2 protein-coding genes are annotated in these 3,684 nt (G+C 33.1%); one reads left to right on the forward strand and one right to left on the reverse strand.

Annotation, left to right across the window (positions count from 1 at the left end; all coding sequences use genetic code 11):
- The first annotated feature begins 242 nt into the window (after positions 1-242).
- Positions 243-1,721, forward strand: a complete 1,479-nt coding sequence (locus tag EKM76_RS12970) for a DNA/RNA helicase domain-containing protein (RefSeq protein ID WP_125550985.1) — start codon at positions 243-245, stop codon at positions 1,719-1,721.
- Positions 1,722-2,054: 333 nt separating this feature from the next.
- Here the strand turns inward: EKM76_RS12970 and EKM76_RS12975 are convergent, their stop codons facing one another.
- Positions 2,055-3,044, reverse strand: coding sequence for a hypothetical protein (locus tag EKM76_RS12975; RefSeq protein ID WP_125550986.1), 990 nt, complete (start codon positions 3,042-3,044; stop codon positions 2,055-2,057).
- Positions 3,045-3,684: the final 640 nt, after the last annotated feature.

Here is a 3,684-nt window from a genome sequence, read left to right on the forward strand (position 1 = left end):
CAAGGAATCCAAGACGCGCTTAACCACCGGCCACGTCGGAGCTTGAACTACAACTGCGCCAGTGAACTATTCATTGATTTAGATGATTAACTATACCAATTTATAAGAATAGGTCGATACTGTTGCACTTGATTTGACAATTTGGGAAAACAAAAAAAGCATATATTGGTGAAACTAACTCGATCGTTCGACGTACGCGGCAACATCTCAAAGATGATCCCAAGTTCAATGAATTAGAGTATATGCTGATTATTGGGGAAGAGGAATTCAATAAATCGGCTACAGTTAATTTAGAAACTAGATTAATTAATCTTTTTTTAGCTGATAATTTTGATCTCTTTAATACCAAACAAACTAAACTCTTATCGACTAATGACTATTATCAGAAAAGTTATTATAATGATATTGTTTTAAAAGATTTATGGGATGATTTAAAAAATAATCGGCACTTAGTTGATCAAACAATTGATTTTCTCGAAAATAGTGATATTTATAAAATTTCTCCCTTCAAATCATTATCTAGTAGCCAGTTGATGCTGAAGGAAGCTGTAATTGAAACTTCACGCGAATGGTTAAAAGATTTTGAAATAGATCAAGGCCATGCTATTTATATCATTAAGGGTGAGGCTGGTGTTGGTAAAAGTGTTGTTTTGAGTTCTATTTACAACGAAATTCAAAATATTTCCCGTAATAAAAAAAGTAAAGAAGATAACCTTTATAAAACTAATAATTACTTGTTGGTTAATCATAACGAAATGCTTAAACAGTATCATCACTTAGCCAAGCATTTAAAGAATCTCTCAAAGAATCATATTTTAAAACCAACATCGTTTATCAATGATGTTGATCGCGGGAAACACAAAATCGCAGATGTCACATTGGTTGATGAGGCTCATCTGCTTTTAACTTCAAAGGATAAATATAATAACTTTGATCATCAAAATCAGCTTACAGAGATCATAAAACGTAGTAAAATAACTGTCTTATTTTTTGATCCTAAACAATTTCTTAAACTTAAAAGTTACTGGAGCGAATCAGATTTAGAACCATTCAAAAAGCAGTATAAGTACAAAGAATTTTGTTTAACTGAACAATTTCGGATTAATGCTGGTCCAAGTGTTATTAATTGGATAGATGATTTTGTTGCTGAGAAAATTGATGCTTTTCCAAAGGTTGATGAACATGGTGAAAGATACGACTTTAGAATTTTTGATGATGGTAAAGCGATGTTTAAAGCTATTGAAGAAAAAAATAAGCAATTTAAATTATCACGTGTTGTTTCTACTTTTGATTATGAATACCATCTGCCTAAGACAAGTGAGCGAGATGAAGATTCACCTGTTTATAAAGTTAAAGCCGGCAACCTAGAGCTTCCGTGGAATACGACGGATAACAATAATTCATGGGCAGAACGTGATGACACCATCAATGAAGCAGGTTCTATCTATACGATTCAGGGTGCTGATTTAAATTATGTGGGAGTTATTTTAGGGCCTTCCGTTTCGTTTGATGAGAAAAATGATCGATTAAAAATTATAACTGCTAATTATCAAGATACTGATGCTTTTCGTGGCCGTAACGAACTACCTAATCGAGAGTTAGCAAAAAAACAGATTATCTTAAATTCTATTAATGTACTTATGAAACGAGGTATTCATGGGTTGTATATATTTGCGGAAGATGAAAAATTACGTAAAAAGTTAAATAGTCTTAATGAATAATTAGAATTATCCCTTTTTAACTTTATATTAAGCTGTTTTATTAAAAGAATTTTATTAGCCAGAATGAGAAATAAACTCATAACTGGTACTTGTTAATTTTGGCGAATCAAAAAGCCGGCATTTTGAGATGCCGGCTTTTTGATAACGATTTTAGTCAAAAATAAGTCGCTTATTAAATAGTTCGTTATGATTTTATTTATTCTAAAACAGCTATCGTTTGTATATTTTCTTTCCTGAGAATAGATGGTTGAATTTCTTCAACGGCTTAGATAGATCGAATTCTAGTATATCAAACCCAAGTGGCACTGCCTAATTATGCGAAATAGAGGATATCTATTCAAAGCCGCATTTCGTGTAGTTTCGGGATTCTGCATCGGATAACGACATACTTTGTATATTACCATTAGCATTGCGAAGGCCACGACAATTAGGGTCAAAATGGTATTTAGTACCACTTGTTGGTGCAATGTAAACTATTTGTTGTGTTTGATCAGTTGGGGCGCTGCTTTCTATTGCGGCAGCTGCGACATTTGATTGTGATGCTGCAATTGATGATGCTGTAGATGAACTATCTGCAGCGGCTTGTTTAACTGAACTTTCGGACACTATTTTTGCAATACTTTCAGATTCAGCCTTACTTTCAGATGCGGCCTTTTCAACGCTTTCAGATTCAGCTTTTTCTTGTTTTTGGGCTGCAGCAGCTTCTTTTTTTGCAAGGGCTGGCTGTAATTTTTTAGCACGGTTTAAATATTTTAAGCACCAAGTTTTAACTTTACCCTTTGATAAATCACTAATATCAGCTTTAACATCATTAATATCATTCATTGTTGTTCCTGGTATAAGCTTATTTTTAGAGTTACCTTTAAATAGTTGTTCCACTTTCCGTGGTGCTTGTTCATAAGGTGATGTTTTTATATTGATTGTTTTAGTAGCGCTATCGTACTTATTTTTAACAATTACTTTGTACTTACCGGAGTGATCGACGGTAAGTCGTAGCACACCTTGGCTATCAGCAGGCTTATAGTCAGTATCATAGGCAGAGGCGTCTACATCTTTTATTTTAACCTGAGCGGCTTTATCAGTTGTAACCACAAGGCTGGCGGTTCCATTTTTATCAATTACTGATGATGATTTTGAAGTATTAACCTCTGGCGGTTCTGATAATAGCTTAGCGCCGGTAATGCCTAAAATGAATAATACGATCCCAATGAGAATAAACCATTTTGTCTTCTTTTTATCCGGATCCTTTTTTATAACCTTGACCATACCAACTATAGTGACGATCAACCCAACTAATCCTATAAAAAATAACATACTAACCATATCCAACTCACTCCTATTATGATAAAATAAGTTATCGGCTTTTTTACGTAGTAGGAGACTTCCTCCATCTGTTCTCAGCAGATGGAGGATTTTTAATGGATTAAATAATCTACCATTTAATCTACATACCTTATTTAGCAGGTAGCTACTGAATACTAGAAAGGCACTTAGATGAAATTAACTTCTCGTTATGGAACGGGTATAGATATTGATTGACGATCATTGCATATTTAATTTTAATTTAAAAAATTATTTTTCTGTTCTCAGACAGTTTTTAAGAAAACGTTTTCTATTAAACTGATTATAGCATGTAGGATTAAGCACGCCAATAAAACTTTTGAATTGTTGTGTGCTCATCTTTAGTGCTAATAAAATTCAAATAATGAATGATATTCTGTGATCAAATTAATTAAATTAGCAGTTTTATCGATTATTAGACCAGCGTGTAATATACACTATAGCTTGTTTTAGCAATGATTACCTAAAAAATATGAGAGTGTCAAATTTTATGTGTAAATAGAAAAGCCTCTCGTCCTTTTTTTAAAACATAGATTCTAATGTGTCTTCAACCATGTTGAATCCCTTATGCACCCGCTGATCAAACTTGTCATTGTAATCCAGAATAACCGTCATCAAGGTT

This window comes from Loigolactobacillus zhaoyuanensis, from assembly GCF_003946385.1.
Taxonomy (GTDB): Bacteria; Bacillota; Bacilli; order Lactobacillales; family Lactobacillaceae; genus Loigolactobacillus; species Loigolactobacillus zhaoyuanensis.

Excerpts from the sequence above, each read along its gene's own strand:
- EKM76_RS12970 (WP_125550985.1), top strand. The coding sequence starts at position 243 with ATGCTGATTATTGGGGAAGAGGAATTCAATAAATCGGCTACAGTTAAT.
- EKM76_RS12975 (WP_125550986.1), bottom strand. The coding sequence starts at position 3,044 with ATGGTTAGTATGTTATTTTTTATAGGATTAGTTGGGTTGATCGTCACT.